This is a genomic window from Streptomyces lacrimifluminis (assembly GCF_014646095.1).
GTDB lineage: Bacteria > Actinomycetota > Actinomycetes > Streptomycetales > Streptomycetaceae > Streptomyces > Streptomyces lacrimifluminis.
On sequence record NZ_BMMU01000038.1, the window covers coordinates 26513 to 37673 of the forward strand.

10 protein-coding genes are annotated in these 11161 nt (G+C 72.5%); 8 read left to right on the forward strand and 2 right to left on the reverse strand.

Going from position 1 to position 11161, the window contains the following annotated elements; genetic code table 11:
• The first annotated feature begins 64 nt into the window (after nucleotides 1-64).
• The 4 genes from IEY89_RS35260 to IEY89_RS41150 are packed head-to-tail and all read left to right on the forward strand — an operon-like array spanning nucleotide 65 to nucleotide 4551.
• On the forward strand, nucleotides 65-487 hold the full coding sequence (locus IEY89_RS35260; protein WP_189151617.1) for a GPW/gp25 family protein: 423 nt from the start codon (nucleotides 65-67) through the stop codon (nucleotides 485-487).
• Entirely contained in the window at nucleotides 487-2451 is a 1965-nt protein-coding gene (locus tag IEY89_RS35265; RefSeq protein ID WP_189151618.1) for a putative baseplate assembly protein, read from the forward strand. Before IEY89_RS35260 ends, IEY89_RS35265 begins: the two co-directional genes overlap by 1 nt.
• Nucleotides 2448-3014, forward strand: coding sequence for a phage tail protein (locus tag IEY89_RS35270; RefSeq protein WP_189151619.1), 567 nt, complete (start codon nucleotides 2448-2450; stop codon nucleotides 3012-3014). The genes IEY89_RS35265 and IEY89_RS35270 overlap by 4 nt, the downstream gene beginning before the upstream one ends.
• A 4-nt stretch (nucleotides 3015-3018) precedes the next feature.
• Complete coding sequence (locus IEY89_RS41150) at nucleotides 3019-4551, forward strand: zinc ribbon domain-containing protein (RefSeq protein ID WP_229695598.1); 1533 nt, start codon at nucleotides 3019-3021, stop codon at nucleotides 4549-4551.
• A gap of 331 nt (nucleotides 4552-4882) precedes the next feature.
• On the opposite strand, the gene IEY89_RS35280 is transcribed toward IEY89_RS41150, so the two are convergent.
• Both IEY89_RS35280 and IEY89_RS35285 read right to left on the reverse strand, forming a co-directional pair.
• Nucleotides 4883-5716, reverse strand: coding sequence for a PIG-L family deacetylase (locus IEY89_RS35280; protein ID WP_189151620.1), 834 nt, complete (start codon nucleotides 5714-5716; stop codon nucleotides 4883-4885).
• Nucleotides 5717-6914: 1198 nt separating this feature from the next.
• Nucleotides 6915-7367, reverse strand: coding sequence for a DUF5707 domain-containing protein (locus IEY89_RS35285; protein WP_189151621.1), 453 nt, complete (start codon nucleotides 7365-7367; stop codon nucleotides 6915-6917).
• Here IEY89_RS35285 and IEY89_RS35290 point away from each other — a divergent pair.
• The 4 genes from IEY89_RS35290 (at nucleotide 7336) to IEY89_RS35305 (ending at nucleotide 11128) form a co-directional block, all read left to right on the forward strand.
• Entirely contained in the window at nucleotides 7336-7596 is a 261-nt protein-coding gene (locus tag IEY89_RS35290; RefSeq protein WP_189151622.1) for a hypothetical protein, read from the forward strand. The two genes, IEY89_RS35285 and IEY89_RS35290, sit on opposite strands and share 32 nt — an antisense overlap.
• A gap of 84 nt (nucleotides 7597-7680) precedes the next feature.
• Nucleotides 7681-10089, forward strand: coding sequence for a sensor histidine kinase (locus IEY89_RS35295; protein ID WP_189151623.1), 2409 nt, complete (start codon nucleotides 7681-7683; stop codon nucleotides 10087-10089).
• Nucleotides 10086-10766, forward strand: coding sequence for a response regulator (locus IEY89_RS35300; protein WP_189151624.1), 681 nt, complete (start codon nucleotides 10086-10088; stop codon nucleotides 10764-10766). The genes IEY89_RS35295 and IEY89_RS35300 overlap by 4 nt, the downstream gene beginning before the upstream one ends.
• Before the next feature lie 29 nt (nucleotides 10767-10795).
• A complete protein-coding gene (locus tag IEY89_RS35305) occupies nucleotides 10796-11128 on the forward strand; it encodes an SCO4225 family membrane protein (protein WP_189151625.1) in 333 nt (110 codons plus the stop codon).
• The last annotated feature ends 33 nt before the right edge of the window (nucleotides 11129-11161 follow it).

The window sequence follows — 11161 nt, forward strand, 5'->3', positions numbered from 1 at the left end:
GGCGCCCCGCGTGCGGTGGCGTGGTGCTGCCCGGCGCCCCGGGTGTCCGGATCGGGAGGGTGTCATGAGCGACCGGTTCATCGGGCGCGGCTGGGCGTTCCCGCTGCGCGTCGGGCCGACCGGCGGGATCGGCATGGTCGAACGGGAGCGGGAGATCGAGGAGGCGATCCGCCTGGTCCTCGGCACCGCACCCGGCGAGCGCCCGATGCGCCCCGAGTTCGGCTGCGGCATCCACGACTACGTCTTCGCCCCCGGCGACGGCGCCACCGCCGGACTCATCGCCCAGCAGGTGCGCGAGGCCCTGGAGCGGTGGGAGCCGCGCATCGCGTTGGACGACGTGGTGGTCGCCTACGACGCCGTCGAGGCCGGAACCCTCTACATCGACGTGCACTACACCGTCCGTTCCACCAACGACCGGCGCAACCTGGTCTTTCCCTTCTACACGATCCCCTCCGAGGAGGGGGCCGAGGAATTGGTCGCCGACTGATGGCCCTGCCCTCCCCCAACCTGGACGACCGGCGGTTCCAGCAACTCGTCGACGAGGCGAAGCGGTACGTGCAGCAGCGCGCCCCGGAGTGGACCGACCACAACGTCTCCGACCCGGGCGTCACCCTGATCGAGACGTTCGCCTACCTCGTGGACCAGCTGCTGTACCGGCTGAACCGGGTCCCGGACAAGAACTACACCGCTTTCCTCGACCTGTTGGGCATCCGGCTGTTCCCGCCGGCCGCGGCCGGCGCCGAGGTCGACTTCTGGCTGTCGGCGCCGCAGTCCGACCCGGTGACGCTGCCCCCGGGCACCGAGGTGACCACCGCGGGCGGCGAGGGCGACGAGGCCGTGGTGTTCACCACCGTGGACGAACTGCGCATCCTGCCCAGCGAGTTGATACGGCTGGTGACCGCGCCCCGGACCGGTGAGCAGACCGACCGGACCAGGACGCTCGCCGAGGCCGGCGACGTACCGTGCTTCCAGTCCGTACCGGAGCCGGGCGACGCGCTGCTGTTCGGCCTGCCGACGGCGGTACCGCGCTGCGTGGTCGCCGTACAGCTGGACAGCCGCACGGAGGGCATCGGCGTGGACCCGCGCCAGCCCCCGCTGGTGTGGGAGGCGTGGGCAGGCGGCGGCTGGCAGGTGTGCGAGACCGGCGAGGACACCACCGGCGGCCTGAACCGGCCCGGCGAGGTCATCGTGTACGTGCCGGCCGGGCACACGGCGTCGGTGATCGGCGGCACCCGGGCCGGCTGGCTGCGCTGCCGCGTCACCGAGCCGGAACCGGGCCAGCCGTTCTACTCGGAGTCCCCGACGGTGCGCGAGGCCGTGGTGTTCACCGTGGGCGGCACCATGTCCGTCGAGCATGCCGAGACCGAGACCGACGTACCGCTCGGCACCTCGGAGGGGGTCTCCGGGCAGACGTTCCGGCTCGGCCGCCCGCCGGTCCTCCTCGACGGCGAGCCCCCCGTGGTGGAGGTGTCCTCGGAGGAGGGCTGGCAGCGCTGGGAGGTGGTGGAGCACTTCGGCCGCTCCGGCCCCGCCGACCGGCACGTCCGCGTCGACGCCACCACCGGCGAGTTCGCCTTCCCGCCGGTGCTGCGCGAGCCGGACGGCACGCTACGGCAGTGCGGTGCCGTGCCGCCCAAGGGCGCCCGGATACGGGTGGCCCGCTACCGCACCGGCGGCGGACCGGCGGGCAACGTCGCCCGCGGGGCGATCTCGGTCCTCCGCAGCTCCGTTCCCTACGTCGCCCGGGTCGTCAACCGGGAGGCGGCGCGCGGCGGCGTGGCCGGCGAGACCATCGACAACGCCAAGCTGCGGGCACCGGACGCGCTGCGGATGCAGGAACGCGCCGTGACCGCCGAGGACCACGAGATCATCGCCCGCCAGGCGGCACCCTCGGTACGCCGGGTCCGCTGTCTGCACGCCGCCGAAGGCGCGGGCGCGGTACGGGTCCTGGTGGTGCCCGACGCGGTGGCCGACGAGGGCGACGACCGGCTCCGCTTCGAGCAGTTGATCCCCTCCGACCAGGTGCTCGAAGCGATCACCGCGAGCCTCGACGAACGGCGCCTGATCGGCACCCGCCTCGTCGTGGAGCCGCCGGCCTACCAGGGCGTCACCGTGGTGGCCCGGCTCACGGCGGCGCCGGGCGACACCGACCGGGTGCGCGCCGCGGCGCTCGCCGCGCTGTTCCGGCACCTCAACCCGCTGCACGGCGGTCCGGACGGCACCGGGTGGCCCTTCGGGCGGCCGGTGCAGTACGGCGACGTCTTCGGCGTCCTCCAACGCGCCACCGGCAACGCGCTGGTGGAGGAGATCCTGCTGTTCGCCGCGGACCCGATCACCGGGCGGCGCGGAGCACCGTCGGACCGCATCGACGTGGCCGCGGGGGCGCTGGTCTTCTCCTACCAGCACCAGGTGGTCGTCACGGCCGTGGAGCAGCCGGAGGCCCGGGGATGAGCAGCCGAGCCGCCGTACCCGGCCTGCCGAGCCAGTACCCGATCGGCGGGCAACTCCCCGCCCTGTACGCCGACGACGACTTCGCGCAGCGGTTCACGGCCGGCCTCGACACCGTCCTCGCCCCGGTGTTCGCGACCCTCGACAACCTGCCCGCCTACCTCGACCCCCGGGTGGCTCCGAGCGACTTCCTGGCCTGGCTGGCGTCCTGGGTGGGCGCCGCCGACGACCCGCAGTGGCCGGTGGAGCGGCGCCGCGAGGCGGTCTTCCGCGCGGTGGAGCTGCACCGGTGGCGCGGCACCAGGCATGGCCTGGTCGAGGCGCTGCGGCTCGCGCTCGGCGTCCACGCCGAGGTCTCCGGGGACGGCGGCGCGGCGTGGTCGAGCACCCCCGGAGCGGACCTGCCGCCGGAGCCCTCCGCCGAGGTCCTGGTCCGGGTGTGGCCGGACGGCGAGGCCCAGGTGGACCCGGCCAGGATCCACGAGGTCGTCCGGGCCATGTGCCCGGTGCACACCGTCTGCCGGGTGGAGATCCTGCCCGGCCCGCCCACCGACGAAGGGAGGTGACGCCATGCGCGCCTGTCCCGCCTGCGGGGCGTCCAACGGCCCCACGGACGACTTCTGCGGCAACTGCGGGGCGTACTTGGGGTGGTCGGACAGTACGTCGCCCTCGGGCGCGGCCTCTTCGAGTACGTCGACTCCGGCGACGGGGTCCTCGGGTACGGCGTCTTCGAGCGCGGTGTCCTCGGGTACGCCCGTGGAGCCGTCGTCCTCGGGTACGCCGACCGAGTCCCCGGCCACACCGGATGCCGCCCGGCCCGAGGCCGTCCAGGCCGACGCCGCCCCACCGCCCACCGCGCCGGCACCCTCGTCGTCACCGGCCGAGGAGCCGGTGTCCGCCGCGCCCGCCCGCGGTTCGTCGTTGCGCGCCCGGCTGACGGGGCGCGGCCGGGGAGAGGAGCGGAGGGCGAGCACGGCGCCGCCCGAGGGCTCACGCGAGGGGGACGCCGAGGGCGAGGGCTCCGGGCCGATCTCCGGCCGCGGGGAGACGGCAAGTCCCGCCGCACCCCGGCCAGGCCCCGACACCTCCGAGCCCTCCGCTCCCACCCCCCGCCCGACCACCACCCGCGAGGCGGCCTCCCGCACAGAAGAGGCCGCCCCCACGAGCACGGCGTCCGCGCCCCCTGTCACCCACCCGGCTCCGGCCACTCCACCCGCTCCGGCCACTCCACCCGCTCCGGCCCCCCGGAACCCACCGGGCACTGGGCGGAACTCGCCCGGCCCCCGGCCCCCGGCCGGCCCCGCCCCCGACACGTCGACTCCCGCCCCCATCCAGCCCGTACGCCCCGCGAAGCCGGTGGCTCCCCGCCCGGTCGTACGCCCCGTAGAGGCCCCCGACGAGGTGGCAGGCGCCCCCTGTCCCTCCTGCGGCACCACCAATCCGCCGGGCCGTCGGTTCTGCCGACGTTGCGCGACCGCGCTGAACCCCGCCGCGAAGCCCGAACCGCTGCCGTGGTGGCGGACGGTGTGGCCGTTCCGCCGCCGTGTGCGGGCGAGTTCGGGCAGGGCGGTGCGCCTCCTGGTGATCCTGGCCGTGGTGGTGGCGCTGTGCGCCGGTGCTCTCCTGCTGCTCCCCGCCGGACGCGCCCTGTTCGAGGACACCCGGGACAAACTGGGCAAGCCCAAGCCCGTGACCCCGGTGACCATCAGGGCGAGCGCCGAGGTCGCCGGGCACCCGGCGACGAACACCACGGACGGACTGAGCAACAGCTACTGGGGTGCGCCCGCGCCCGGCGCCTCGGTGACCTACACCTTCGGCAAGCCGTTCCGGATGATCGACATCCTTATCACCAACGGCCCGTCCAAGAACCCGGAGGACTACCGCAGTCAGGCACGCGCACTCCAGGTGGACCTGGAGGTGACGACGTCGGACGGCGAGCGGCACACCAAGCAGTTCACCCTCAGCGACAAACCGGGCGACCAGCCGAACCCCACCGGAATCAGCGACGTGAAGACAGTACGCCTGACCCTGCGCTCACCCGTCGGCCTGACGTCGGGCCGTCAACTGGCCCTGGCGGAGGTGGAGTTCTTCCAGAGAGGCTGAAACCCGACGCCAGCCGCGTACGGCTCTACTGCCCTCGACGGTTCTACGAGGACTGCTCGGCCGGCGCGTCCGGGGCAGGCTGACGGGCGGCTCCGGCGGCCGTACGCCGCCTGGGACGCCGCCCGCAGCCGTACGGAGAAGGGACTGTCCTGGCTGGTCTGCCACATGTGCAGATGGATCAGCATCTGGTTGAGCACGGTGTCGTACTCGACCAGGGAGCCGGACGCATCCCCGCCGCCTTGCACCAGCCGCCCAGTCGACCAGCCGCTCCCGCTGTCCGGGGCGCCGTGCGGTCGATGAGCTTTCCCGCACCGGCGATCGGACGGGCGGATCAGCGCAGTCCGGCGAAGAGATCCTTCTCGGGTACGGCCGCGCCGGTGGTGTCCTGGACCCGTACGAAGGTCTCCATGCCCATCAACTCGCCGAACCTCTCCTTGCCCATCCTGAGGAAGAAGATGTTCTCGCCCTGACTGGCGTGCGCGGCCAACGCGTCGAACTTCTGACCGCTGAACGCGGTGGTGTCCACCCACGTGGTGATCTCGTCGTCGGGGAGACCGATCTCGGCCATCGCGGCGGCCTCGGCAGGATCCGGCTCCGGCATGTCCTCATGGAACTCGCGCATGATCTCGCCGAACCGCTGCATCATCGAGCGGGGCATCGTGGTCCAGTACACCTTCGGTGTCAGCGCGGTCATCTCCAGCGCCGCCATCGTGATGCGGTGGGCCTGGATGTGGTCGGGGTGACCGTAGAAGCCGTTCTCGTCATAGGTGACGACCACATCGGGTCGGTAGTGCCGCATGAGTTCCGCGAGTCGGGCCGCGCCTTCCTGTACGGGGGTCTGCCAGAAGGATCCGGGGGCGTCGTTGCTCGGCCAGCCCGTCATCCCGGAGTCGGCGTAGTCCAGCATCTCCAGATCGCTGATCTTCAGGACCTCACAGCTCGCCTCGAGTTCCTGACGGCGCAGCAAGGCGACCGCCGCCGGATCGTGCCCGGGATCACCCGGCTTGACACCCCCCGGTCCGTCACCGCAACCGCCGTCGGTACACGTCACGAGAACCGTGCGGAAGCCTTCCGCCGCGTACCGCGCGAGGACCCCTCCGGTTCCGGTGGCCTCGTCGTCGGGGTGGGCGTGTACTGCCATGAGAGTCAAGGGCCGGTCAGCCATGGAACAGTCCTCCTGCGGACATACGTCTTGGTCCAGGGAGCGCGGCGGGCGCACCGCGCTCCCGGGGGCCGGATCCTGGTGGGCCCACGGACTTTGGCCTCCGCGTTCCCCGCCGTACGACGCCGGTCCCTCGCTCGATGCAACCGCGCCGACCGGACCGGCTGTTCCCGACGCGGCCACTTGGTCTTCCGGGCCTCCAGCAGCCGTCCGCCCCTGGAACGAGAAGGCCAGGGGAGTGCGCCGTGCCGATGACCAGTTGAGGGAGAGCGACACGAGCCCGGGGCTGTCGTCCGCCGGGGCCGGGGACAAGGTCCTCCCGCCTGGTCATCAGGTTCGTCTGCAAGACGTGGTGACCGCCGACCGAGTCGATGCGTCTCGCGCTGGCCGATCGCAACGCCAAGCCGCTGCCCGACAGGCCGGTGCTGACGGGGACGGTGCTCGACAAGCCGTAAGCACGCTGGACGAGAGATCGTGCGCCCCCTCCGGCCTGTCCGGGCCCCGCTCTTCGCAGGGCTGGGCGGATCCCGACCGTCCAGCCCAACCCACCACCCCCGAATTGGACTGGACAACGCCGTTCTGAGCAACCGTCAGCCAGATGACTCGCACCGGTGACCTGTGGCCATCAGCCCGGCTGAGTGGGCGGACGGCAAGGAAGCACCAGCGGTGTTCATGTCGCCTGCGGTGAGGGACCCGCCGATGCTTCCTGTGGCGGCCGGTGTGATCGATGCCGACGACTTCGGGAGCAGGATCGCGCCCGCCGGGTCAGGTCCAGTCGAGAATCCGTCGCACTACTCCCGTGACCGCCCGGCTGATCCACCCGAACAGTCCTGCCGCCCCGGTCACATCGGCCCCGGCCATGGCCACGTCCGCCCGGGCCGACCCGGCACGGCACCCTGGACAGGAACGGGGCCAACGGCGCTTTCGCACACCGCACTTGCTGCATCTCGCCATACTCCGATTCTCCTCGACGTTCGCCGTTCTGATCAGCTGTCAGCCAGGTGGCTCGCGCGGGTGACCTGTGGCCATCAGTCCGGCCTGGGGTATCCGGGACGGCAAGGAAGCATCTCCTGGACCTCTCCGCCGGGTTGTGGGCCCGGTCGTCGGCCGGTACCCGGAATCGGCCCAGAAAGCAGGATCGGTCTGCCGGAAGCCGCGCTTCCGGCAGACCGCCTCACTGAACGACGGTTCGACCGGCGTGTCAGCGTGCGACGTCGAACGTGGCGGCGCGGGGCACGAACGCCGTGTCCCCGTCCTTGGCCGTCGCGAGTACCGAGACGTACCAGGTGCCCTTGGCCAGGTCGGCGGCCTCCTGCTTCGTGACCTTCTCCCCGTAGGTGCAGCGGACGGTCTCGTCCGAGGTGCTCCGGCACTTGGCGCTCTCATCCGCCGAGCGAAGCTCCGCGGCGGTCGGGTCGAGCTTCGAACTCGCGGGCCAGGCAAGGACCTTGAGGCTCCGGATGCCTGAGTCGTCGCTCACGTCCACGGTGTAGGTGAGCGAGCCCGCGCTGCCGTCGGACGGAGCCGTGTAGCGAGCCGAGCCGTGCTCCAGGGTGGGCTCCGTGGGGGCGGCGGCCAGGGCGAGACCGCCGGCGGCCACTCCGCCGAGGACGACGGCGCCGATGAGCGACGAGAAGACAACGCGCTTGGACATGGGTGATCCCCTTGAATGGGTGGCTGAGTTGGGCTGGATGCCCGGAAGAACGTGGAAGAAAATGAAGAACCGCTGGCAGAGCAACTGGAAGAACCGCTGGCAGAGCCGGGTCTCGGAAGTGGTCGTAGAAGCGGTGGCCGACCGCGTTCTCGATGTGATCGAGCCTATGGCCGGGGGCATGGGGCCGTCCTCGCGCTGCGGGACGATTGGCGCGTCGAACCACAGGTAGAGACTCTGCAACCCAGGTAAGAGACCGGAATCCGCCTCCAGCCGGAGTCGGGCCGCTCACCTGCGGCCATAGCCTTGATCCGCCATGAATCGAACCGACGACCGGCTGTTCCCGGTCCTGCTGATCTGCGCCCAGGCCGTGGTGTGGCCCGGGGCACCGCTGATGCGCGGGGCCGTCCCTCCCGTGTCCGCCCTTCTCGTGGCGGCCCTGGTCGCCGGAGTGGTGACGGCCGCGCTCGCCCTGCGCCGTACCCGCCCGGTGGCCACCCTCGTCGTGGTCGCCGCAGCCTGCGCGCTGGGTGCCGGACCGCTGCCCGCCGGGGCGATGGCGGTGCTCGGGACCGCGGGTGTCACGCTGGCCCTGTTCGCCGTGGCGACCGAACGCGACACCTTCACCGCCGTGCTGTGCGTGGTGGCGCTCGCCGCCTGGCAGTTCCTCCAGGGCATCACCCTGCACGGGCTCAGCGACCGCGACGGGCTCGACCTCGTCCTGACCGCTCTGCTGTACGCCGCCGTGTGCGGCGCCGGCCTTCGCGTACGGCGAACCCGTCGCGCACGGCGAGCCGCCGAACAACTGCTGAAGCGGGCCGAGTCCGAGCGCCACCGGCTCCCGGCGGTCGAACGGCGCCGTATGGAACGGGAGTTGCACGACATCAGCGCCCACCATCTGACAGCCGTGGTGGTCACGGCGGGAGCGGCCCTCGGGTTGCGCGACCGCCGTCCCGAACTGGCCGCGGAGGCACTGGAGTTCGCGGTCGAGACCGGCCGCGAGGTCACCCGTGCGCTCGGCGCGGCACGAGCGCCGGCGCCCTCCCGCGGGGAGGTGCCGTCACCGGAGGAACGCCTGCTGGACCTGGTCGCCGGGTTCCGGCGCCTGGACCAGCGGGTGGACTGCGAGATCGGCCCCCTGCCGGACGGCGCCGTCGCGGAGGCGGCGTACGGCATCGTGCGCGAGGCGCTGACCAACGTGGCACGGTATGCCCCCGGCGCGCATACGAGGGTGCTGTGCCGGTACGGCGACACCCGCACCGACGTCGCGGTCACGAGCACGCCCCCGCAGGCCGGTGCGGTGGCGCACGGTGCGGGACTCGGCGGTGGCCGCGGGCAGGGCTTCCTGCGCTCCCGGGCACGGGAGGCGGGCGGCACGGTGCACAGCGGCCCGACGGCGGAGGGCGGTTGGGAGGTACGGGCGGTACTGCCGGGCCGGACGGCCACGACGGTGGAACCGTCGGCGCCGAGGACCTACCGCGTGGCGCAGGTGGTGGCGGCGGCCGGCCTGGTCCTGCAGCCGCTGCTGCCCGTGCTGGTCATCCGGGCCGAGGAGGCGTCGAGCGCGACGCGGGTATCCGCGGGTGTCTTCTTCGCCCTGCTGGCGGCGGGCCAGGCGGTGGCCCTGCTGTGGCTGCGGCGGGCTCCGCGGACGGCGTACGGGATGCTGCTGGGGCTGGCGCTGTTGTGGCCGGTGGCGATGGCGGTGGGGAACTACGGCGGTCCCGTCCTCCTCCCGCCCGCGCTGAGCCTGTTGGCCACGTGCGCGGCCCTCGCGAGGGAACCGACCCGATCCGCAACGCCCCGAAAGAGGCGCGGAGTTGTCTCGAAAGGCGGCTCCGCCGCGAAGGGGATCCCTCATGAGCGGGGGAGCGACCAGCCCTCACCGGCCCGCGGCCACGTCACGACCGTTCTGCTCACGGTCCTCACGGTGCTGGTGCACGCCGTGGCCGCCACCAGCGCGGTTCTGGACCGAGGTACGGCCGCTTCCCTCTGGACGGTCATCGTGGGAACCACGGTCGGCGCAACCCTCATCGTCACCGCGGCTCACCTGACCGGACGCCTCCGCACCCGGCGCCGACAGGCCGACCGCCGCGCCCACGACGAACGCCTCGCCGCCTGGACCGAGGAGGCCGTCCGGGACGCCTGGACCGAGCGCCGCCGCATCGCCGCCGGTCTCGAAACCACGGTGTTGGCCCGCGCCGCCGACATGGTCACCGAGGCGCAGGCAGGCCGACTCGACGCGACAGCGACCCGTGCCCGGGAGGCCCTGGCCGCGATGCGCACCCTGCTCGACACCGTCCGGGAGGGCGGGACGGAGGCCGAACTACGGCCGCAGCCCACCCTTCAGGCCCTCGACCTGCTCGCCCACCAACTCCGGGCCACCGGCCGGGACATCGAGATACGGCTGACCGACCGTGTACCGGAACGGCTGCCCACCGCCGTCGACCTGGCCGCCTACCGCGCCGCCGAGACGCTGCTCGCGGCCGGCGGCGAGGAGCCTGCGATGCTCGAACTCGACGTGGACAACGATACGTTGACGCTCACAGCCACCGGGGTGCCCCGCGCCGCCGCCTCGGCCGTACGAGAGCGGCTGACCACGCGGGTCGCGGCGCTCGGCGGCACCGTGTCCACCGGCCCGCAGGGGACGGTCCGCCTCCGGCTGCCACTCGCCGCCGCGCAGGACAACCAGGACAACCAGGACAACGAGGAGAGACACCGATGAGCCTCAAGGTGCTGGTCGTCGACGACCAGGGCATCGTACGGGCGGGGTTCGCCGCCGTGATCGACGCCGAGGAGGACATGACGGTCGTCGGCGAGGCCGCCGACGGCGCCGCCGCGGTGCGGCTGGCCCAGGAGCTGGCTCCCGACGTCGTCGTCATGGACGTACGCATGCCCGAACTGGACGGCATCGCCGCCACCCGCATCATCACCGGACGGGAGAACGCGCCCCGCGTCCTCGTCCTGACCACCTTCGACCTCGACGCGTACGTCTTCGACGCGCTGCGCGCCGGCGCCTCGGGCTTCCTCCTCAAGGACGTTCTCCCCTCCCAACTGCTGCAGGGCATCCGGGAGGTGGCGGCCGGCGAGAGCGTACTCGCCCCGTCCGCGACCCGCCGCCTCATCGGCCACTACGCGTCCGGACCACCCGCCGCGGTCCCGGCCGGGAGCTCCCCCGAACTGGACAGCCTGACCGGCAGCCAGCGGGGCGTCCTCACCCTGGTCGCGGCCGGACTCACCAACACGGAGATCGCCGAGCAACTCGGCATCACCGTGGGCACCGTGAAGTCCCACGTGAACGCGCTGCTCCGCAAGCTCGGCCTGCGCGACCGCGTACAGGCGACGATCCTCGCGTACGACCTCGGCCTCGCCCGCCCGAACCCACCGGGCACCCACCTCTGACCACCCAGACGCAACCGAGGAGTTTCCCCATGACCGGTACCGACACCGACACCGATTCCGATTCCGGCCGATCCGTCCTCCGCCGACTGCGCGACCACGTCGGCGTCGTAGGCCTCGGCTACCTCGTCGTCTGTGCCGTCCTGCTCGCGTGGGCCCTGGTGGTGACCATCGGCGACAGCTCGGACGAGTCCATGGCCGGCGTCATCCCACTCCTTGCCACCGCCCCCGCCAGCCTTGTGCTCCTCGCGTTGCCGGACAACATCGTCATGGCCGTCATCGCCGTCGCTCTCGGGGCAGCGGTCAACACCGCGATCATCGGCTGGTGCACCCGCGCGCTGCGTCGCGGCGATCGCCCGGACTAGTCAGCACATGCGGAGGGCGCACTGCCCTCGAAT